Source organism: Campylobacter novaezeelandiae (assembly GCF_004323845.1).
GTDB classification, from domain to species: domain Bacteria; phylum Campylobacterota; class Campylobacteria; order Campylobacterales; family Campylobacteraceae; genus Campylobacter_D; species Campylobacter_D novaezeelandiae.
This window is the reverse complement of record NZ_QPGR01000003.1, coordinates 66,161-85,909: the sequence shown is the minus strand read 5'-3', so window position 1 is coordinate 85,909 and position 19,749 is coordinate 66,161. Positions and strand designations below refer to the sequence as shown.

The 19,749-nt window shown below is 25.7% G+C and carries 22 protein-coding genes; 5 read left to right on the top strand and 17 right to left on the bottom strand.

The annotated features are described in order from the left end of the window. The first annotated feature begins 130 nt into the window (after positions 1–130). Entirely contained in the window at positions 131–1,363 is a 1,233-nt protein-coding gene (gene pepT, locus DU473_RS02615) for a peptidase T (protein WP_131163147.1), read from the top strand. 17 nt (positions 1,364–1,380) lie between these two features. Here the strand turns inward: pepT and dcuC are convergent, their stop codons facing one another. The 3 genes from dcuC to DU473_RS02600 form a co-directional block, all read right to left on the bottom strand. Continuing rightward, on the bottom strand, positions 1,381–2,685 hold the full coding sequence (dcuC, locus tag DU473_RS02610; RefSeq protein WP_131163146.1) for a C4-dicarboxylate transporter DcuC: 1,305 nt from the start codon (positions 2,683–2,685) through the stop codon (positions 1,381–1,383). Between the two features lies 1 nt (position 2,686). After that, on the bottom strand, positions 2,687–3,397 hold the full coding sequence (gene pepE, locus DU473_RS02605) for a dipeptidase PepE (RefSeq protein ID WP_131163145.1): 711 nt from the start codon (positions 3,395–3,397) through the stop codon (positions 2,687–2,689). Positions 3,398–3,501: 104 nt separating this feature from the next. Next, positions 3,502–4,254 carry an extracellular solute-binding protein gene (locus DU473_RS02600; protein ID WP_131165697.1) on the bottom strand — a complete coding sequence of 251 codons (753 nt, stop codon included), beginning with the start codon at positions 4,252–4,254 and terminating at the stop codon, positions 3,502–3,504. A 139-nt stretch (positions 4,255–4,393) separates the two neighbouring features. Between DU473_RS02600 and surE the strand changes: the two genes are divergently transcribed. From surE to blaOXA, 4 genes are read left to right on the top strand one after another with little or no spacing between them, the layout of a single operon-like run. After that, a complete protein-coding gene (gene surE, locus DU473_RS02595) occupies positions 4,394–5,167 on the top strand; it encodes a 5'/3'-nucleotidase SurE (protein WP_131163143.1) in 774 nt (257 codons plus the stop codon). Continuing rightward, positions 5,164–5,820: a ThiF family adenylyltransferase gene (locus DU473_RS02590; protein WP_131163142.1), complete on the top strand. Its 657-nt coding sequence runs from the start codon at positions 5,164–5,166 to the stop codon at positions 5,818–5,820. Before surE ends, DU473_RS02590 begins: the two co-directional genes overlap by 4 nt. Further along, complete coding sequence (locus DU473_RS02585) at positions 5,804–6,250, top strand: GNAT family N-acetyltransferase (protein WP_131186477.1); 447 nt, start codon at positions 5,804–5,806, stop codon at positions 6,248–6,250. Before DU473_RS02590 ends, DU473_RS02585 begins: the two co-directional genes overlap by 17 nt. Beyond that, the gene (blaOXA, locus tag DU473_RS02580) at positions 6,250–6,996 is read left to right on the top strand and encodes a class D beta-lactamase (RefSeq protein ID WP_131186476.1); all 747 of its coding nucleotides are present in this window, start codon (positions 6,250–6,252) and stop codon (positions 6,994–6,996) included. Before DU473_RS02585 ends, blaOXA begins: the two co-directional genes overlap by 1 nt. Positions 6,997–7,135: 139 nt before the next feature. Here the strand turns inward: blaOXA and DU473_RS08420 are convergent, their stop codons facing one another. From DU473_RS08420 to DU473_RS02505, 14 genes are all read right to left on the bottom strand, one after another. Continuing rightward, positions 7,136–8,710, bottom strand: a complete 1,575-nt coding sequence (locus tag DU473_RS08420) for an SGNH/GDSL hydrolase family protein (protein WP_262867660.1) — start codon at positions 8,708–8,710, stop codon at positions 7,136–7,138. A 72-nt stretch (positions 8,711–8,782) separates the two neighbouring features. Further along, on the bottom strand, positions 8,783–9,661 hold the full coding sequence (locus tag DU473_RS02565) for a sulfate/molybdate ABC transporter ATP-binding protein (RefSeq protein ID WP_131186475.1): 879 nt from the start codon (positions 9,659–9,661) through the stop codon (positions 8,783–8,785). After that, on the bottom strand, positions 9,658–10,341 hold the full coding sequence (gene modB / locus DU473_RS02560; RefSeq protein WP_131163138.1) for a molybdate ABC transporter permease subunit: 684 nt from the start codon (positions 10,339–10,341) through the stop codon (positions 9,658–9,660). The genes DU473_RS02565 and modB overlap by 4 nt, the downstream gene beginning before the upstream one ends. Further along, on the bottom strand, positions 10,342–10,734 hold the full coding sequence (locus DU473_RS02555; RefSeq protein WP_131163137.1) for a TOBE domain-containing protein: 393 nt from the start codon (positions 10,732–10,734) through the stop codon (positions 10,342–10,344). After that, positions 10,731–11,465 carry a molybdate ABC transporter substrate-binding protein gene (gene modA / locus DU473_RS02550; protein ID WP_131164086.1) on the bottom strand — a complete coding sequence of 245 codons (735 nt, stop codon included), beginning with the start codon at positions 11,463–11,465 and terminating at the stop codon, positions 10,731–10,733. Before modA ends, DU473_RS02555 begins: the two co-directional genes overlap by 4 nt. A gap of 47 nt (positions 11,466–11,512) precedes the next feature. Further along, positions 11,513–12,202, bottom strand: coding sequence for a methyltransferase domain-containing protein (locus DU473_RS02545; protein WP_131163129.1), 690 nt, complete (start codon positions 12,200–12,202; stop codon positions 11,513–11,515). Then, entirely contained in the window at positions 12,199–12,810 is a 612-nt protein-coding gene (locus DU473_RS02540) for a pimeloyl-ACP methyl esterase BioG family protein (RefSeq protein ID WP_131163128.1), read from the bottom strand. Before DU473_RS02540 ends, DU473_RS02545 begins: the two co-directional genes overlap by 4 nt. Beyond that, positions 12,807–13,946, bottom strand: coding sequence for an aminotransferase class I/II-fold pyridoxal phosphate-dependent enzyme (locus DU473_RS02535; protein WP_131186474.1), 1,140 nt, complete (start codon positions 13,944–13,946; stop codon positions 12,807–12,809). The genes DU473_RS02540 and DU473_RS02535 overlap by 4 nt, the downstream gene beginning before the upstream one ends. A gap of 44 nt (positions 13,947–13,990) precedes the next feature. Beyond that, positions 13,991–15,187: a type II secretion system F family protein gene (locus tag DU473_RS02530; RefSeq protein ID WP_131163126.1), complete on the bottom strand. Its 1,197-nt coding sequence runs from the start codon at positions 15,185–15,187 to the stop codon at positions 13,991–13,993. After that, positions 15,184–16,743, bottom strand: a complete 1,560-nt coding sequence (locus tag DU473_RS02525; RefSeq protein ID WP_131163135.1) for a GspE/PulE family protein — start codon at positions 16,741–16,743, stop codon at positions 15,184–15,186. The genes DU473_RS02530 and DU473_RS02525 overlap by 4 nt, the downstream gene beginning before the upstream one ends. Positions 16,744–16,821: 78 nt before the next feature. Then, a complete protein-coding gene (locus DU473_RS02520) occupies positions 16,822–17,397 on the bottom strand; it encodes a transformation system protein (protein ID WP_187347522.1) in 576 nt (191 codons plus the stop codon). A gap of 1 nt (position 17,398) precedes the next feature. Further along, the gene (locus DU473_RS02515) at positions 17,399–18,019 is read right to left on the bottom strand and encodes an ATP-binding protein (protein WP_131163125.1); all 621 of its coding nucleotides are present in this window, start codon (positions 18,017–18,019) and stop codon (positions 17,399–17,401) included. Beyond that, complete coding sequence (gene mshL, locus DU473_RS02510) at positions 18,012–19,427, bottom strand: pilus (MSHA type) biogenesis protein MshL (protein ID WP_131163124.1); 1,416 nt, start codon at positions 19,425–19,427, stop codon at positions 18,012–18,014. Before mshL ends, DU473_RS02515 begins: the two co-directional genes overlap by 8 nt. Further along, the gene (locus DU473_RS02505) at positions 19,405–19,743 is read right to left on the bottom strand and encodes a general secretion pathway protein GspB (RefSeq protein ID WP_243830430.1); all 339 of its coding nucleotides are present in this window, start codon (positions 19,741–19,743) and stop codon (positions 19,405–19,407) included. The genes mshL and DU473_RS02505 overlap by 23 nt, the downstream gene beginning before the upstream one ends. Positions 19,744–19,749: the final 6 nt, after the last annotated feature.

Here is a 19,749-nt window from a genome sequence, read left to right as displayed (position 1 = left end):
CTGCAACTATTTAAACATCTAAATAAAAACTATTCAAGATAATAACATCATAAAACATATCACATCTTAAATGCCAATAAACTAAATATTATATATAATAATCTTGAATAAAATATTTAAGGATTAAAACATGGATATAGTAGAAAGATTTATAAATTATACAAAGATTAATACTACAACCAATAAAGACAATGGCGCAGCAGGAATTATACCTTCAAATCCAAAAGAAATGGAATTAGCCATATTATTAGAACAAGAATTAAAAGAGTTGGGTTTAAATGAGATTAAAAGACGTGAAAATTCTATTACAACTGCAATTTTACCAGCAAATACTTCTAATGCTCCAAGTATAGCATTTTTTGCACATTTAGATACTAGTATGGAACAAACAAATGATACAAAAGCCAAAATTACACCTTATAAAGGTGGGGATATTTGCTTAAATAAAGACTTAAATATTTACCTTAAAGAAAGTGAATTTAAAGAACTAAAAAATTATATAGGAGATGAGATTATCCATACAGACGGCACAAGCTTATTAGGTGCTGATGATAAAGCAGCTATTGCAGCTATTATGGATATGTTAGAATTTTTTGTTAAAAATCCAGATATTAAACACGGCGATATAATAGTAGGATTTTTACCTGATGAAGAACAAGGATTAAAAGGAGCTAAAGCTTTTGATATTAAAGAAATTAAGGCTGATTTTGGGTATTGTCTAGATTGTTGTGGCATAGGAGAATTTATGTATGAAAATTGGAACGCAGGAGATGTAGAAGTAATCTTTCAAGGTGTTTCAGCACACCCTATGAGTGCAAAAAATAAGCTTGTAAATTCTTTAATTTTAGCTCATCAATTCATTTCTATGCTCCCACGTGGCGAAGCACCTGAATATACAGAGAATAAAGAAGGGTATTTTTGGGTAAAAGAATTAAAAGGAAATAGTGCAAAAACTATTTTAAAGATGGATGTGAGAGAATTTGATGATGAAAAATATAAACAAAGAATGCAGTTTTTAAAAGATTTAAGCGATGCTTGCAAGAAGCTTTGGGGAGATGAAAAAATTAATATAAAATTAAATGATAGATATAAAAATGTGTTTAATTCTCTAAAAAGTGAAGATGCCTTACCCATAAAACTAGCCTTAAAAGCTTATGAAAATTTGAATATCAAAGCAAAGATTATACCAATGCGCGGTGGATATGATGGAGCTGTGCTATCACAAAAAGGCTTACCTTGCCCTAATATCTTTACAGGAGCACATAATTTTCACTCTATTTACGAATATCTACCGGTAAAATCTTTAAAAGCAGCAAGTAAGGTTTTACAAGAAATCATCATTTTAGCAAGTAAAAATTCTTAAATTTATTATGCTTTAAATTAAAGCATAATAAACGCTATTACAAAAAGAGAAACAATTGATCCTAAAGCAGTTCTTTTGACAATTTCTATAGTATTGGTTCCTGCTATAGCAGCTACTATAATATTTGCTGCTAAAATTGGAGACATTACACGCCCTAATACTCCTGCTATAGTAACCGCGGTTCCTAATTCTACTTGATCAAAGCCCAAAGCTGCTGCATGTATAGTGATTGACTCGTTAAAAGCTATGGTAGGGGCATCACCAGATCCTGTAACTATAGCCATTAAAAAAGGTATAAAGGTTCCACCAATACTAACATAATGTTGTTCATTTTTTAAAAACTCAATTACCGCATCAATAGCTCCACATGCTTTAAGTCCAGCTACAAAAACACTTGCCGCTATGATAATACCTACAACATTAGCATAAGAACTTCCCATACCGCTAAAAAATTCTTTACAAATTTCACTTGGTTTACTCATTGTAACAATGATTGCCAAAATTGCACCCAAAAGCATAGCTTCAGCAACACCTATCTTAGTTGTCCACTCTAAAAAAGGGCTCAAAAACTGATACTTTGGCAAATCACTGGCTCCAATTACCAAAATAATAATGGGCACCAAAGGCATTAAAGCATATAAAACATTTACTTTTTGTATCATTGTTTCATTATTATCTTGAGTCTTAGCCTTATAAACAATACCTTTTGTATAATCTTTAAAAATCAAAGCCATAATCATTAAAGAGATACAAACTATAATACCAGCAACTATAGCATTATTAAGCTGAACACCTATTACTTGAGGAACAGAAAAACCACTCATATTTGCCACTATGCTATTATGAGAAGTCCCAGGACTCAAAACTCCACCTAAAGTTCCACTTACAACAGCAGTTGCTGCCATAGCAGGTTTAATACCTGATGCCATTAAAAGAGGAATTAATGTTGCACCAACAGCTGCAGCACATCCTGCTGCCGAAGGAATTGCGATAGAAATAAAAAATGTAATAATAAAAGCTATAGGAATCAAGAAAAAACCTAAATTTTTTAAAGGTGCAGTAAGCAATCTTACCAAATGAACATCACACTTAGTAAATTTCATCACAAAAGCAAAACCCATACTTGCACAAATAGCTTTAAGCAAAGAAGCTTTCGTCATAGCTGTTGTAAAAGCATTTAAAGCATCAATGGGCTTTAATGAAATCAAACAAAGGATAAAACCAACACCAATTAAAACAGTTTTTGTTTCTGCTTTTCTTATAAGTAAAATAATAGCTATTAATGTTCCTACAATTGAAGCAAAAAGATAAAATGTTTGCATTTTAACCCTTAAAATTATATTCTTGATTGAGTTCTAAAATTTCGCTTTTCATAGGATAACTTAATTTAAGTACAGAATTATGACCTATAATTTTTATTTTATTTTCTTGTATCCTTAAGGCAGAGCCTTCAGGAATGGCATAAATTTGATCTTTAGGATTTGCGATTAAAAATTCTTCTAATCTTTCTTCTCTACTTTCTCCATTATGACCTTGAATTTTACCACTTATAAAATGGGGATTTATTTGATAAGGAAAAACATTTAAAGCATCAAAACTTTTTGGCATAATAATTGGCATATCATTGGTTGTTTTAATACTTTTTCCAGCTATATTAGATCCTGCACTCCATCCTATATAACAAGCACCTTCTTGAATACGTTTTTTTAAAATTTCAAGCAAATCATATTCATAAAGTTTAGATAAAAGCATAAAAGTATTTCCACCACCCACTAAAAAAACCTTAGCTTTTGAAATTGCTTCTTTTAAATTTTTAAAATGATGTATAGAAATAATATTATCTTTATTTAAACTTTCTTTTACTTTTATTTCGTATTCTTCATTAGTCCTTCTTACGCCTGCATAAGGAATAAAAAGTATAGACTCATCCTTAACATCACATTCTTGCAAAAAATCTTCTATAAAAGATTTTGCATGTGTTAAATAGCCAGTATCTTTATAACTAGAACTGCTTAAAAGCAAAAGATTTAACATAAAAAAACCCTTTAAAAAATTTTTTTAAAAAAGCAATTATAGCAAAAATGGCTTATCAAATTAAGAATTAATCTATATAAATAATTTTGAAGTTTAATACAGACTTATTCTCTCCATCCGTATTTTTTAAAGATTTCTTTTGCTTCTTTAGAACTTAAAAAGTTAATAAAATCTTTTACTTCCTGATTTGAATTTTCTCTTGCGACAACATTAAAAGTTCTGTATATAACTAAATCTTTTTCTATTTGTACTGCAGTTCCTATATCTGGATTACTTTTTGACCAATCAAGCCAAGTTATCCAAGCATCTGCTTTATTTTCTGCAAAAAGTTTTTTAGCACTTCCACTATTTGGCACAAAAGCTACAATATTTTTTCTAAAATCTTGTATCATTTTAATATTTTTAGTTCTTCCTATCATATCCTCCCAAACACCTGTTCCTGAAGTATTACTTTTTCCTGCTCCTTCTGGAACAACAATTCTTACTTCTTTCTTAGCTAAATCTTTTAAACCTTTAATATTTAAAGGATTTCCTTTTTGAGTCAGAATGATAGCTTCTCTAAAATACAATGGCTTGATATTTTTTATATTAAATTCTTCACCAAAATCACTTGCTATAGCTAAAGCTGATTGATCTGAAGCTCCAAATAAAATATCAGCATCATTTTTTGCTTTCTCAAACCAAGTTGCTTGAGGACCGAAATTAACATTTACTTTAACACCCGTTTTTTCTGTATATTTAGTTCCAACATCTTTTAAAGCTGTATGAGGACCCCCTGGACCGTAAAGGTTAATATCAGCATTAGCTACGCTTAAAGCTAAAGCAATAGCACCAAATAAACTAATAATTTTTTTCATTTATTTCCTTTATATTTTTTATGGATTTTAATTGTAATAATAAATTAATAACGAAAAGTAATTTAGTTATAAAAAAGAGAGTTTTTATAAACTTAATGTTAAAATCAGTCTGAAAAATTTTTAAGGATAAATTATTTTAATGAAAAGAATTTTAATAACCAATGATGATGGTTACGAAAGCGAAGGTTTAAAAAAACTTATAAAAATGCTTAAAAAAGAATTTAAAGCCAAAATTACCGTAGTTGCACCTTCTTGCGAAAAATCTGCTTGTGCTCACTCCATTACCCTTACAAAACCTCTTCGCTTTGTTAAGATTAAAAAAAGATTTTATAAGCTTGATGATGGCACTCCTGCTGATTGTATTTATTTAGCACTTCATACTTTGTATAAAAAAAGATTGCCCGATCTTGTAATTAGCGGGATAAATAAAGGGGCTAATGTAGGAGAAGATATTACTTATTCTGGAACTTGTGCAGGAGCTATGGAAGCAGTCTTACAAGGAATTCCAGCTATAGCACTTTCGCAGTTTTATAAAAAAAATGAAAAACTTGATTATAAAAATGCTTTAAAAATAACTAAAAAACTCATAAAAACCATTTTTGATAAAGGTTTTCCATTAGATAAAAAAGAATTTTTAAATGTAAATTTTCCTTCTTCAAAAACTGAATTTAAAGGTATAAAAATTTGTAAAGCAGGAAAAAGAGTTTACACTTACAAAGCTCATTCTAATACAAATCCTAGGGGAATAAAATATTTTTGGCTTGCAAGTGCTAATTTAAAACATGAAAAAGAAAAAAATAGCGATATAGTTCTTTTAAAACAAGGCTATGCAACCATTACTCCAATAATGCTTGATCTTACAGCATATAAAAAATTGAAAAATACTAAAAAATGGCTTAAAGGAAAAAAATGAATGATAGATTTACACGTATAAAATGGCTTTTAAAAGAAGAAAAGTTTAATCAACTTTCTAAAATAAAAGTTTTAGTTTGTGGACTTGGTGGAGTAGGAGGCATATGTGTTGATGCTCTTTTTCGCACTGGTTTTAGTGATCTTACTTTAATTGATGCTGATAAATTTGAAATCACCAATCAAAATCGCCAACTTCATAGCGAATTTATAGATGAATACAAAGCAAAAGTTTTTGAAAGAATTTATAATGCTAAAGGCATAGTTACAAAAATTGATCATACTTTTTTGAAAAATTTTGATTTAAGTAAATTTGATCTTATTATTGATGCTATTGATGATATACCTGCTAAAGTTGCTTTGGCTAATGCTATAAATTTTAAAAATCAAATATTTATTTCTTCTACAGGAGGAGCTAGAAAACTTGATCCAACACGCATTAAAACAGCAAGCATTTTTAAAACACACGGAGACGCACTGGCTAAAAAATTCCGTTATGAGCTTAGAAAGTCTGGTTTTAAAGGAAATTTTGAAGTAGTTTTTTCAGATGAAAATCCCAATTGTAAAGATCTTGGTTCTTTTATGGGGGTGACCGCTTCATTTGGTTTGGCATTAGCAAGCTTAGCTTTAAGAAAAGTACTTGATAAAAAAAGCTGATATTAAAGATTTAAATTCTTGCATAATACTTTTTAAGCAAAGTGTTAAAATACTTTGTATAAAAGACTATACGCAAGAGCAAATTAACGCATGGCTTAAAATTGATAAAGAAAAATGGGAAGAAAAATTTAAAAACAATGAAATTTTTGTTTGCAAAAAAGAAGATAAAATTGTAAGTTTTATAGGTATAATGAGTGATTATAAGATGCTTGATTTGCTCTTTACTCATCCTAATTTTACTAGACAAGGTTTGGCGCAAAATTTACTTAATTTTGCTTTAAAAAATTATATACATAAAGAAATTTATACTTTTGCATCTTTAAGTGCTAAAGATTTTTTCTTAAAAAATGGCTTTAAAATTGTAAGAGAAAATGAAGTCAAAAGAAATGATCAAATTTTAAAAAATTTTTTAATGAAAAAGGAAATTTAATGTCAAAAATATGGCTTATACTTTTATTTTTTGTTTTTTTAAAAGCAGAAGATTTACCTGATTTTTTTAAAGAACAAAACACAAGCGGGGTTTTTATAATTTATGATGGCAAAAATTTTTTTAGCAATGATTTTAAAAGAGCCAATGAAGCTTTTTCCCCTGCTTCAACTTTTAAAATTTTTAATGCCTTAATTGCTCTAAATTTAAGGATTGTTAAAGACACAAAAGAAATTTTTTATCATTATAAAGGTGAAAAAGTTTTTTTAAAATCTTGGGCAAACGATGCGAATTTAAGTTCTGCCATGAAACGCTCTCAAGTGATAGCTTTTAAAGAGCTTGCTAGAAAAATAGGCATTAAAAGAATGCAAGAAAATCTAAATATATTAAATTATGGCAATAAAAAAATCTCTAAAATCGATAGCTTTTGGCTAGATAATTCTTTAAAAATTAGTGCAAAAGAACAAGCTATCTTACTTTTTGAACTGGCTAATTTAAAACTTGCTTATCCTAAAACAATACAAAAAGAATTGATAAATATTATAAAACTAAAAGAAGATAATAACTTTTCCCTTTATGGAAAAACAGGCTTTAATGATAAACAAAATATAGCTTGGATAGTTGGATTTATAAAAACTAAAAATAAAATTTACTCTTTTGCCTTAAATGTTAATATAAAAAATTTTGACACACTTTTTAAAAGAGAGGTTTTACTTGATCAGTATCTAGAATTTTTGAAAATAAAATAATTCTAATATTTAAGATCTTTATCAAGGATTAAGCCATCACAATGGCTAATTTTAAAGAATCTCAAATAAATTTATTGATGAAATAAAAAATAAATATTAAATAAGAATAAATTAATATTTATTTTTCTTCTTAGCCCAATTATTTGACTTTTTTATTTTTAAACTCTTTTTTTAATCTAGGTAAATCCATAAATAAAAATCTTATGTATCCACCTTTATACCAAGTTTTACTTGCTTTTATAAGAGCAGCTCCTAGTTTATAAGTAAAACATTCTTTTTCTTTTAAAATAATCTCTTTATTAAGATCATTTTTTAATTCTTTTAAAAAATGATTTGTTTTATTTTGCTCTTTATGTGCTAAAACAACAATCATTAAGATAAAAGGCATTTTAATGTATCCTAGTAAGCTTTTTGAATTTCTAATCATAATACAACCTAGTTTATAAGAAAGATGATTATGAATTTTTATTTTAGCTAGATTGTGATTTAAGTTAGCAATTTGTTTTAAAAAAGAAGCTGATTTTTTATTATCCATTAAACAACAGTACTCATCTATAATTTCTTTATAAAATTTTACAGGAGGAATTAAATAACTAAAATCATAATCTTTTGATATTATTATATTTTCATTTTCTAAAGCCTGAAAATCAATTGTTTCCGTATGATAATTTCCCTTAGGAGAAGCTAAGAAAAAAGCAATAATTCCGATTTCATCAATAATATTATTCCTATTATCCCATACTGCTGCACTATGATGAAATTCTTTTCTTGGAATATTTTTATCACAATATCTTACACAAGTGTTTTTTGTAATTTTAAAATTTACATTTTGTATTTCTTGAACTGAATTAAAACAACCACAATCCTTAATAATATGTTCTATACCATTATCAATCATAACCCCAGACGTTCTAAAAGAACATTCGTACCAGTCTTTGCCGGAAATATCATTATTCCAAAAATGTATGGCTATGATTTTAAAATCAAAATAATCTTTAAATTTAAGCATAGTTCCATCTTTTTTTAAAATAAATATTTCTTCTTTAAATAAGGAGTTTTCAAAAGTTTTCTTAGTTATATTTTTATATGAGATCATTTGCGTTTGATTAGGAGTTATAATTTCAAAAGTAGGGTTGTCGTTTACAAAAGTATTAGTTTTTCCCAATTTAAAAATAGAAATATTTTCAATTATGCTTTCTCCTAATTTTTTCATATATGAAGATAAAGGATGCAAATGATCGGGCTCAAAATCTTTTAAATTATTTATTTCATAGTAATTTGCCATATCAATCACATTAAAATTGTATTTTTGACATAATAATCTATGCAAATTATTAATTCTATTATTAAAAGTTGGGAAAATAATAATTAAAACTTTTTTATTTAAAGCATATAGTTCTTTATAAAGCCATTGTGCATTTCTATACAAAACATTAAAAGGTAAAGATTCTTTTTCTGATAAAGTTGAAGCTACTATATCATTGACATTTGATTCACATATAATTAAATTGGCATTTTTTATGATAGCTTTATTTCTTCTTAACTCATATAAGCGTTGAATGCTTGAAGTTCCACCCAAAGCAAAATTATAAAACTCTAATCCCCCCCCCCCCGTAGAAGCATTAAGTTTTTCTATACCTTCTTTCAAGCCTTTTGATAAACCATTTACCATAACAGAATTACTTCCGCCCAGCAAGATAATATTTTTACTCATAAAATTTCCTTTTAATGCTATTTTAAAGGCTGATTTTATCAAAAAAAAAAAAAAATAAAATTATTAAATACTTTAAATTTTTCCAACAATAATAGGATTAAAAGCTTTTATAGAAAGTATCAATGTATCGCCTATTTTAATATCTTTATAATCTTTTAAAAATTCTTCTTCGCTCAAAGTAATTTTTATAAGATCTTTATTAAGTAAAAGTGTCAAAATAACTAAAATATCACTTTTTTTAATATCAAGCAAAACAGCACTTAAACGTAATTTTGCACTGATATTTGAATGGGTAAAAAAATCCTTTGCACTTATATTTTTTACTATTTTACCCTCTTTGAGTTCTAAAATTTGATCACTTAACTTATAAATTTCAGCCAAGTTATGACTTACCAATAAAGTAGTGATTTTAAAATGATTTAAAATTTTACAAAGTTCATCTTGCAAAAAAGCTCTCATTTTAAAATCCAATGCACTCAAAGGCTCATCTAAAAGTAAAATTTTAGGATTCATTGCCAAAGCTCTTGCTAAAGCCACTCTTTGAGCTTGTCCCCCTGAAAGTTCCTTAGGATAAAATTTTTCAAAATCTTTTAAATTCATAAGCTCTAAGAGCTCATTAACTCTTGCTTTATCTTTGGTAGCAAAACAAAGATTTTCTTTTACATTCATATTAGGAAATAAAGCATAATCTTGAAACATAAAACCGATTTTTCTTTTTTGTATAGCTAGATTAATACTTCTAGCACTATCAAAATAAATTTCATCATCTACTTTCAAATAACCAAAATCTGGCTTTATAAGTCCTGATATAATCTTTAATAAAGTTGTCTTTCCAGCCCCGCTTTCTCCAAAAATAGCACTCACGCTTCCTTTTTTAATATCAGCTTTAAATTCTAGATAAATATCTTTTTTAGAAGTTTTGATTGTATGTTTGATATCAATTTTTATCATGAATTAACCTGTGATATAAATTTCTTATTGATAAAATAAAGGCTTAAAAGCACTAAAAAAGAAAAGATAAATAAAGTAAAAGCGTATTGATGAGCTAAAGAATAATTTAATGTTTCAAGTTCATCATAAATAGCAATGCTTGCAACTAAAGTTTCTCCTTTTTTATGCCCCCCTATCATCATAACAACACCAAATTCTCCTATAGTATGAGCAAAAGACATAATAAAACCTGTAAAAATTCCTAGTTTTGAATTAGGCAAAATTACTTTAAAAAAAGTGATAAATTTATTTTTTCCCAAAGTATAAGAAGCAAGGATTAAATTAGGATTTATCGAAGAAAAGGAACTTTGCAAAGGATTAACCATAAAAGGCAAAGAAAAAATCACAGAAGCTAAAACAAGCCCTTCAAAACTAAAAACCAAAGAAATATTAAAATACTCTTTTAAAAAATTCCCCAAAAAACTATTAGGAGAAAAAGTAATCAAAAGATAAAAACCTAAAACACTAGGTGGCAAAATTAAGGGCATTGAAACTAAAACTTGGAAAATACTTTTAAATTTAAAATTTACAAAAACAAAAAGATAGGCTAAAGCTATACCTATAAAAAATAAAATAAAACTTGTAATAAAGGCTAATTTAAAAGTAAGCCATAAAGTTTGTAAAAAATCATTATCAAGCATTTAAGTTCTCAAAATTATATCATTTGCTTTTACAAAACAAAGCTTTTCTTCATCTTCGTTTAAATTCAATTCTTTTGCCTTTTTAGCACTGATAATAGAACCGATCAAAAAGCCTTTAAAATCAAAAAATATATGCCAAAGAATTTCTCCTTTTTTAATTTTTATAAGTTTTGCCTTAAAGGTATTTTCTATGCTGATTTTAGTATTTAACTCCCCAAAACAAAGTTCATGTTCTTTAAAAAGTAATTCTACATAAGAATTAGGTCTTAGATGATCTAAAGAATTAAAATCAAGCATCAAAACACTAAAAATTTCATTCTTAACATTAATTCTTATCATTACAATATCATCTTGATGAAAAATATCAAGCACCTTTCCTTTTAAAATATTCATAAAGTATTAAAACCATATTTTTTAATAATCATTTTCCCTTCATTGCTTAGCACAAAATCACTAAATTTAAAGGCAAGTTCTTTATTTTTTGCATATTTTGTGATTACAAATGATTGTTTTAAAGGGGTATAAAGTTTATTGTCAATAAAAGCAACTTTTCCTTTTGGATCTTTAAAAACCAAAGAATAAGCTACTAAAGCAATATCAGCTACACCACTATCAACATGCATTATAGGTTGAGAAATATTATCACCCAATATAATTTTATCCTTAAAAACATCATAAAGATTAAGATTTTTAAGAATTTCAATTGAAGCTACACCATAAGGAGCCAATTTGGGATTGGCTATACTTAAATGCTTAATTTTTTCTTTATTTAAATTTTGAATTCCATCTTTTAATAAATTTTCATTTAAAAAATAAAATACAACAACCCCTAATGCATAAATTTTTGGTGGAGTTAAAGCATTATTATCTTTTTGTATTTCTAATGCATATTTTTCATCAGCTGAAAAAAACAAATCAAACTCTCTACCTTGTTTTAAAAGTTGATAATATTTACCCGAAGCTCCAAACACAAGTTCAATCTCATTATTTGGATATTTTTTTAAAAACTCTTCTTTAATTTCACTCATTGCCTTAGAGGCGCTTGATGCTACAAATATGCTAATTTTTTCCGCATTTAAATTTAAAGTATAAAAGAAAATAATTAAAAAAATAATTCTTATCATTAATTTCCTTTAACAAATTTTATAAAAAGATTTTAACATAAAAATTTTTATTTTATATCTTTTTTGCATAAAATAAAAATTGGGTGATAGGTTAAGCGATTATGAAATTTTTGCTCAAATTCTTTTAAAAATTTTTTTCCTAAAAAATGATAGCCCAAAGAATTTACCCCGCTAAGTTTTAAGTGTTTAAAAACTTCTAAAGGAGTTTTAAATTCTAAAGTTTTAAATTCTTCTTTAATTTTAACATTTATAAAATACTTCTTAAAAATTTGTTCTAACTCCAATACGCCATAGTATTTTAAAGAAAATCCTGTGCTTTGTGAAATTTGTTCTAAATTCTTTTTTCCAAAAGTTGAAAGCAATAAAATGCCTTTTTCATCAAGCATTTTATCAAGAGTTGGCAAAATAAGTTTTAAATCAAGCCATTGCAAAGTCGCATTAGAAATAATAAGATCAAATTTTTGCTCGCTTAAAGAATGAGAAGCAATTTGATTCATATCAAAAATTTCTACCTCAAAATCAACCCCATAATCTAAAATATCATTTTTAATATATTTATCAAAAGAGATAATTTTTTCAAGTTTTTGACTAAGTTCTGCTCTAGCACAACCAAATTCAAATACTTTACGAAAATGTTTTCTTTTTAAATTTAAAAGCTCCAAACAAAGCTCATTGGCCATAAACTCTTGCACTTTGGCTTCTTTTTTGTAGGTATTTTTAGCTTTTAAAAAATTCAAAATTCATCCCAAGTTTTAAAATGAAAGAAAGCAAAATGAGGCTCATTTAAAAAAAATAATTCTTGAAAACTATTTTTTAAAGCATTTTGTGGAAAAATATCATCTTCTATGCTTGAATAAATTTTATCCCAAATAAAAATTTCTTCTTTATGTTTTAAAGCGAATTCTAAAAGTTTTTTAAGCTCTTCTTTTAAAGAATTTTCTTCTTTAAAAATAAAATTTTTAGCTAAATTTATTTTTTCCTTAAACAAAGATTTTTTAAAATTTTCTAAATTAAATTTTTTAATATTTTTATTAAAAATAACAGGATGAATTCCTTTTGTTTCATCTATGCCCAAATTAGTGCCATTAATAGCAATTTTTTTATCAAACTCATAATTTTTCAATAATTTTGAAGCAACGCAAACCCCCATAGAAAAAGCTATAAGAGTAATTTTACAAAAAGTATTTAGATCAAATTTAAAACTTAAATCCTCATAATCATAACACATTAAAACATTTTTATTTGATTTTAAATGCTCAAAATGACTAGGATGAGAAGCAAATCCACCAAAAAATAAAATTAGCTCATTTGAATGCGAATTTTGCTTTAAAAACTCATATTTCATAAGATATTTACAATCCTTTCAATATCATCAAACTCCAATCCCGCATGTAAAGAAAAACGAATTCTAGCGGTATTTTTTGGAACAGTAGGTTCTTTAATGGCAGGAGCAAAAAAACCTTGATTTTCTAAAGTTTGACTAAATTCTAAAGCTTTAAGATTATCATTTAAAATTAAAGAAACAATATACGCATCTCCTAAAATTTCATATTTTTTTTGCATAAGTTTCTCTTTAAAAAAATGGGCCAAATTTTGCAATTTCTGCCTTTTGTCTTCAAACTCTTTCATTTTTTGAAAAATAAAAAGGGTAAAAGCTACATTAATAGGTGGTAAAGCCGTAGAATAAATAAAAGCCCTAGCTTTATTGATAAAAAAATCTTTAAATTCTTTATGGGTTATAATACATGCCCCCACTGAAGCTACAGCCTTGCCAAAAGTAAAAACTAAAAAATCTATCTCTTTATAAAGCCCTAAATATTTTATAAGCCCCAAGCCATCATCATTAAAACAACCTATACTATGGGCTTCATCTATATAAAGCTTAATTTTTTTATAACGTTTTTTTAAAGCGCATAGAGCTTTAAAATCACTAAAATCTCCATCCATACTAAATAAAGCTTCGCTTAAAATAATAATATTGTCATATTTATCATAATGAATTTGTATTAAATTTTCTAAAGCTTTCACATCTTTATGTTTAAATCTAAAAAAATGTGCCTTTCCAAGCAAAAGACCATCTATCATACTTGCATGAATAAATTTATCTGCTAAAAAAAGTGTCTTAGGTATACTTGCAAGAGCAGTTATACAAGATAAATTCAAATGATATCCACTATTAAAATGTAAAACTTCAAATCCTTGAAATTGAATTTTTAAATACTCCTCAAATTCATCATAAATTTCAAAATTTCCACTTAAACTTCTTGAGCTTGAACTCGAAAAATACTTATATTCTTCTTTTAAATTATTTAAAAATTCTTCTTTTAAATTTTTATCATAAGATAAAGCCAAATAATCATTTGAAGCTAAATTCAAAAGTTTTTTACCCTCTTTATAAACAAAACAATTCTCATGTCTTAAATGAGGTAAAGCCCTAAAATTATGATTTTGTTTAAGAGCGGCAAAGATATCATCAAGCATTTTATTCCTCAAAATTTAAAATTAAATTATACCTTATTTGATTCCTAAAAAGCATAAGTGCTATTAAATTCCCATAAAGGTAAAAATATACCTAAAGCCAATAAAAGCACCAAAGAAGCTACAAATAAAGTCATCAAAGGCTCGATCAAACTTAATATTTTTTCCATCATACTTTCTTGCTTATCTTCATAAAACAAAGAAATTTGCTCACTTAAAATATCAAGTTTAGAACTTTTCATAGCAATATTTAGCATAGAAATAACTAATGGGTCAAAAACTTTAGTTCTTCTAAAAGCTTCACTAAGCTCTAAACCTTGCTCAAGTAAAGATAAAATTTGAGTCAATTTATTTTTAAAAAATTCATTTTTTATCCCAAAAATAGCAAATTCTAAAGCCTTGCTTAGAGAAATTCCACTTTTTAAAAGTAAAGAAAATACACTAAAAAAATGATAACTTTGATAATATAAAATAAGCTTAGAAATAATTGGAATTTTCAAAAAACAATAATCACTTATCAAGGTAAAAAAATAAAATTTTTTATAACAAAATACAAATAAACATACAAACAATAAAAATAAAATTGAAATAAGAAAAAAATAAGAATTTAAAAAATCATAGGTTTGAAGTAAAATTTGGGTAATTAAAGGAAGTTCTATATTAAAATTATCAAATAAATTTTTAAATTGCGGAATAACAAATAATATCAAAAAAATAAAAGAAATAAAAATAGATACTAGCACTATTAAAGGATATCTGATTGATTTTATAAAAGATTTTTTTGCTTTTATGGTTTTTTGTCTTATTAAAACAATTTGATTAAAAACATAAGAAAGTTTTCCTGTATTTTCAGCTATTTTTATAAGGGCTAATTCACTATGACTTAAATTAAAACGAGAATTTTTAAAGGCCTCGCTTAAACTCTGTCCTAAACTTAAATTTTCATCTATCTTTTTTATTGTTTTTTTAAGTTCTTTTTTAAAAGTGCTTTTTTCAAGTTCCTTTAAGGCTTCTAAAACACTCAAACCTACTTCTAGCAAAAACGAAAATTCTTTAAAAAATAAAACAAAATCTTCATTTGAAATTTTAAAAAAACTAAAATTCTCTCTCTTAATTTCTGTTAATTCTAAAATGTTCAAATTCTGTTTTAAAGCTAAAGCTTGTGCCATATTTAGATTTTTAGCTTTAATTATTTTTTTTGCTTTTATTCCATTTTCTAAAAAACTAAGTTCATAAGTTTTCATCCCAAAACTCTTACAATTTCATCTAAACTTATAAAACCTTCTTTAGCTTTTTCTAAAGCATTTTCAAACATATTTTTAAAACCATGATTTTTTGCATACTCTAAAATTTGCTTTTCTCCTTTATGAGTTCTTATAAGCTCTTTTATATCATCATTTATATCCAAAACCTCAACGATTATCTGTCTTCCAAAAAATCCACTATAATTACAAAACTCACAACCTTTGCTTTCATAAAAAACACCATCAAATTCTTTATACTTTTTATAGCTTTGCTTTTTACAATAAGGACAAAGCTTTCTAAGCAATCTTTGAGCGATAATCAAATTTAAGCTAGAAGCTAAAAGATAAGGTTTTACATTCATATCTATCAAACGAGTAAGAGTTGAAATGGCATTATTAGTATGCAAGGTACTTAAAATCAAATGTCCAGTTAAGGCTGATTTAATAGCTATATCAAGACTTTGCTCATCTCTAATTTCACCTATCATAATAACATCAGGATCTTGTCTTAAAATAGATCTTAAAGCATTATTAAAATCAAGTCCGGCTTTAGGATTTAATAAAATTTGCTGCACAAGAGACATTTTATATTCAATAGGGTCTTCAACAGTAATTATCTTTTTTTGTATAGACTTTATTTCATTTAAACAAGCATACAAAGTAGTACTTTTTCCACTTCCTGTAGGTCCAGTTAACAAAATCATACCATGTGGAAAATGAATATTTTTACGAAGTAGTGATAAATCTTTTTCATTAAAATCCAATTTGTTTAGATTTAATAAATTTAAATCATGTTTTAAAATCCTTATAACAACACTTTCTCCATACATTAAAGGAAGGGTTGAAATTCTAAAATCATAATGTTCTTTATCGATTTTAAATTCAAAATTTCCATCTTGCGCTTTTCTAAATTCCGCCACATTTAAATTTGCTAAAAATTTAATATAAAAAACTAAAGCTTGATAAATCTCTTTGTCTAAAATACAAAAAAAATTAAGCATACCATCAATACGAAATCTTATCAAAGCATCTTTTTCTCTTGCTTCTATATGTATATCACTAGCACAAAATTTAATGGATTCGTGGATTAAAAAATCAAAAATCTGATTGATAGAGCTTTTATCGTCTTTTTTTAGATTATTAGCTAATTCTTCTTTTAATTTTAAACTTAATTCTTGAAGTCTGGCTAAAACTTTAAATTTTTGTAATTTAGCCTTTAACTCAATATGATTTACTAAAATATTTTTTACAAATTTATCTTTAAAAAATCTTTGAATCTTTTCCAAAATTTCTAATGAACAAGGCTTAAAAGAGGCTATATAAATATATTTATCATCCATTTTAAAAGGCAAAATTTGATAATTTAGTAAAATTTCACAAGGAAGTGGCACCTTAAGCTCATCATCAAATTCTTGCCATTCAAAGAAATCAAGATTATAAAAGTAAGCCAAAGACTTTAAAAAATCATTATAGTCTATATTTAAATTCAAATAAAGCTCATCAATACTAACTTGATCACTAATATAAGCATTAAATAAAAACTCTTTAAATCTGATATTATTAAAATCTAAATTTTCCTCTTTAAAACCCAACTGTTTTAATTTTTCTAAAAATTCCTTTTTCAATAATAAATCCTAAAATTTATCTATTTCTATATCATAATAAAATTTATAAGTCTCTAAAGCCCTTTTTGCTTCATCAAGCTCACCTAAAGCTTCTTTAGCCTTAATAAATAAAAACCAAGGTTCTTTTTGATTTTTATCCATCTCATTTGCCTTTAAAGACCAAAAAATAGACTTTTTATAATCTTTATCTTTAAAATATAATCTTGATAAAAGTAAAGCCTTATCAAAGCTAGGAGATTTATAAAATTCATTTTTTAAAACCGATGAGTTAAAAACCACTGATGAAATTTCAAATTGCAATTTTTGCTTAGCTTCAAGAAGATTTAAATTTTCTTCTTGAAGTCTTTCTTTAATAATTTTATTTTTTTCTTCTTGGATTTTAGCTTTTTGAAGTTTTGACACCAAATCTTGTTTTTCTTTTAAGGCTTGTTTTAATAAGACTTCTTTTTTTTGAAATTCATTAATAATAAAATATATAAAAAATACCAAAAATAAACAAAACATTGTAATAAAAAAATATTTTACATATTTTCTAATCAAGAATTTTTTATATTCTAATTCAAGTTTTTTTACACGCTCTTGCATTTTAACCCAATAAATTATTTTCAAACATACTAAGCTTTAAAAGATAATTTTCTTTTTTGCTATTTTTGAAAAAATTTTTAAATTCCTTAAAGCTTTTAATCACTTTATCAACATTTCTTAAGTTTGCATTATAATATTTTTTTATAAGTTTAAGATCACTTTTGCACAAGTTAATATCAAATTTATCACTTATATAGGATCTAAGTTCATCTAAGGTAAATTCTTTAAGGCAAAACTCAAAATTAATACGACTTTTAAAATGCTCTTTACTAAAAATTAAAGGTTTTTTATGTGAACTTAAAACAAAACTTATATTTAAATCACTATAAATTCTTACAAGATCTAAAAAATCATTATCATATATACTTATTTCATCAAGAAAAATAATAATATTTTCTTTTTTAATAACATAAGGCTTTAAAAATTCTTCAAATTCTTCTTTGTTTGTAAAAATACCATTAAATTTTACATTTTCAAAACACTTAGTCAATCTTTGAAGCAAAGCACTTTTACCGCTGCCACTTTTACCGAGTAATAATATAAAACTTTTTTGTTTTAAGAGCTCTTCTTTTATACGATTTAAAACATAATCTTGATTTTTGATACTAACAAAATCACTCATAATGCCTAAATCCTAACTCTTTTAAACTTGGAACATTTCTAAAGTTTTCTACTAATGTAGGTGTTATGATAAATACTATTTCGCTTATACTAGAAAGTTCATCATTTGATTTAAAAAGTTCTCCAATTAAAGGTATTTTAGAAAAGAAATTAACTTCATTTTCATTTTTATTTTGGTTATGACTAATTAAACCTCCTAAAATAAGAGTTTGATTATTTTCTACTTGTACAACAGTTGAAAGCTTTTTTTGTATGGTATCGGGTGCTATTGTTCTTGGCTCTTTTTGCCTTTGATTGTCTTCTAAATATTTAAAATCACTTAGACTTGGGTTAATTCTAAGCATTATTTTTCCATCATCTGAAATTTCTGGTAGGATGTTCAGCAAAATTCCTATGAAAATAGAATAATTACTAAAACTCTCACTCACAGTAGTTCCATTTTCTGTTCCTTTAGAAGTATCTTTTACTTGATAATTAATTGTATCTCCGATAGAAATAATAGCTTGCTGATTATTTAAAGCCATAAGTTTAGGATTTGATAAAACTTTTGTTTTGCCATTTTGAGAAAGAAAATTTAAAATAGAATCAAAATTTAAATCAGCTCTAAAACCCAAATTCTTAACAAAACCTTTACTATTTTCAACCCCTATAAAAGAATTTTTACCATCATTGGTTTTAGAACTAAAATCGATATTAAATTTTTGCCAATTAATTCCACTAGAATGGGTTTTATTCAAAGATACCGCAATAATACTTACATCAATAATAACTTGTTTTTTAAGTCTTTGTTCAAGTTTTTGCAAATAATCTTTAACTTTTAATAACTGAGTTCTTGTTCCACTTACTATAATAATTCCAGCATTGGAGTTAATGATAGGCTTTTTAACTTCTATTTCATCATAAGTATTATATAAAAGTGCTGTAATTTCTTGTTCAATATTTTTCCAAAAATCGAATTTTTCCATACTTTTAATCATATTATCTTCTATATCTTCGCTTTGAATATATTCAGCTTGCTTTGGTTTAGCGTCTACTGAAGCCTTTGTAACACTTTGTCCTTCCCGTATGGAGCTAATATAACTAATTTTAAACATTTTTGTTTCAATAGCTGAAATTTTTAAAATCTTTCCATTAAAACTATAATTTAAATCATTATCCTCAAGAAAAAATTTAAAAATTTCTTCTAAAGACATTTGATTTATATTAATAATTTGAGTTTGTAAAAGTTTCTCTTTAGCTAATTTATCTTTTACAATAATGCTAAATGAACAATAATTTGAAAGTTCTTCTAAACTTTCTTTTATAGTTAAGTTTTCATTAGATTTTATATTAAAAAGTCTTTTTTGACAATCTATTGCATAAATAAAAGAGGTAAAAAATAAAAACTTAATCAATATAAATTTTATCATTGATTCGTAGTTTTGCCACTATATTAAATCCATCATACTCAAGTATAATTCTATCAGATTTTATTTTTTTAATCTTTGCCTCATTAATTTTATCTTCTTCTTTATACCATGTATTATTAATTTTAACTTTATTTAAAAAAATAGCTTGGATTTTTAAATTTTGGATTTCATTCAAATTTGGATTAAAAAAAGGATTTTGAAGATTAGAAAAATCAAATTTTGATTCTTTTTTCTTTAAAGAATCAAAATAATCTTCAAAATCCGAACCTACCAATACCGTAGTAAAAAACATAAAAAAGTAAAAAAAATTTTTCAAAAATTT

What these genes read in the sequence shown, in the direction of transcription:
- pepT (WP_131163147.1), top strand. Translation starts at nt 131, where the DNA reads ATGGATATAGTAGAAAGATTTATAAATTATACAAAGATTAATACTACA.
- dcuC (WP_131163146.1), bottom strand. Translation starts at nt 2,685, where the DNA reads ATGCAAACATTTTATCTTTTTGCTTCAATTGTAGGAACATTAATAGCT.
- pepE (WP_131163145.1), bottom strand. Translation starts at nt 3,397, where the DNA reads ATGTTAAATCTTTTGCTTTTAAGCAGTTCTAGTTATAAAGATACTGGC.
- DU473_RS02600 (WP_131165697.1), bottom strand. Translation starts at nt 4,254, where the DNA reads ATGAAAAAAATTATTAGTTTATTTGGTGCTATTGCTTTAGCTTTAAGC.
- surE (WP_131163143.1), top strand. Translation starts at nt 4,394, where the DNA reads ATGAAAAGAATTTTAATAACCAATGATGATGGTTACGAAAGCGAAGGT.
- DU473_RS02590 (WP_131163142.1), top strand. Translation starts at nt 5,164, where the DNA reads ATGAATGATAGATTTACACGTATAAAATGGCTTTTAAAAGAAGAAAAG.
- blaOXA (WP_131186476.1), top strand. Translation starts at nt 6,250, where the DNA reads ATGTCAAAAATATGGCTTATACTTTTATTTTTTGTTTTTTTAAAAGCA.
- DU473_RS08420 (WP_262867660.1), bottom strand. Translation starts at nt 8,710, where the DNA reads ATGAGTAAAAATATTATCTTGCTGGGCGGAAGTAATTCTGTTATGGTA.
- DU473_RS02565 (WP_131186475.1), bottom strand. Translation starts at nt 9,661, where the DNA reads ATGATAAAAATTGATATCAAACATACAATCAAAACTTCTAAAAAAGAT.
- modB (WP_131163138.1), bottom strand. Translation starts at nt 10,341, where the DNA reads ATGCTTGATAATGATTTTTTACAAACTTTATGGCTTACTTTTAAATTA.
- DU473_RS02555 (WP_131163137.1), bottom strand. Translation starts at nt 10,734, where the DNA reads ATGAATATTTTAAAAGGAAAGGTGCTTGATATTTTTCATCAAGATGAT.
- modA (WP_131164086.1), bottom strand. Translation starts at nt 11,465, where the DNA reads ATGATAAGAATTATTTTTTTAATTATTTTCTTTTATACTTTAAATTTA.
- DU473_RS02540 (WP_131163128.1), bottom strand. Translation starts at nt 12,810, where the DNA reads ATGAAATATGAGTTTTTAAAGCAAAATTCGCATTCAAATGAGCTAATT.
- DU473_RS02535 (WP_131186474.1), bottom strand. Translation starts at nt 13,946, where the DNA reads ATGCTTGATGATATCTTTGCCGCTCTTAAACAAAATCATAATTTTAGG.
- DU473_RS02530 (WP_131163126.1), bottom strand. Translation starts at nt 15,187, where the DNA reads ATGAAAACTTATGAACTTAGTTTTTTAGAAAATGGAATAAAAGCAAAA.
- DU473_RS02520 (WP_187347522.1), bottom strand. Translation starts at nt 17,397, where the DNA reads ATGCAAGAGCGTGTAAAAAAACTTGAATTAGAATATAAAAAATTCTTG.
- DU473_RS02515 (WP_131163125.1), bottom strand. Translation starts at nt 18,019, where the DNA reads ATGAGTGATTTTGTTAGTATCAAAAATCAAGATTATGTTTTAAATCGT.
- mshL (WP_131163124.1), bottom strand. Translation starts at nt 19,427, where the DNA reads ATGATAAAATTTATATTGATTAAGTTTTTATTTTTTACCTCTTTTATT.